Consider the following 525-nt stretch of genomic DNA (forward strand, 5'->3'; position numbering starts at 1 on the left):
GGCGCTGTCAGTCCTTCACCTGATGGCCTCGCCGCTCGCAGAGGGCCTGTTCGACAAGGCCATCGCCCAGAGCGCCTACATGGTTTCGGTTCCGTCCCTGAAAGAGCCGGTTCACGGTCAGCCTGCCTCTGAACAGGTGGGGCTCGCCGTGTCCGCCGCCCTCGAAGCGCCGGACCTTGAGGCCCTTCGCGCAATGGATGCAGGCGCCGTCTCGAACGGCGCGCTCAGCAAGGGCTTCTTCACATCCGGAACGGTGGACGGCCATGTCCTGCCGCGCCAGCCGCTCGAAGTGTTCGAGCGGGGCGAGCAGGCCGCGGTGCCAGTCCTTGCCGGCTTCAATAGCGGCGAGATCCGCACCCTCCGCAGGCTTGCCCCGGACGTGCCCACATCGGCTGAAGCCTATGAGACCGCCATCCGCGAGCGCTATTTAGACCTCTCCGACGACTTCCTCGCCCTCTACCCCTCTTCCGACCTTGAAGAGTCCATCCTCGCCACGACGCGGGACGCCCTCTATGGCTGGACGTC

General features: G+C 66.3%; 1 protein-coding gene. It reads left to right on the plus strand.

Annotated features, from left to right (window positions below; genetic code table 11):
- Positions 1-22: 22 nt before the first annotated feature.
- A partial coding sequence (locus tag V7672_RS15280) for a carboxylesterase family protein (RefSeq protein ID WP_335625421.1) occupies positions 23-525 on the plus strand: 503 nt, incomplete at its 3' end.

The organism is Brevundimonas sp. (assembly GCF_036963785.1).
GTDB lineage: Bacteria > Pseudomonadota > Alphaproteobacteria > Caulobacterales > Caulobacteraceae > Brevundimonas.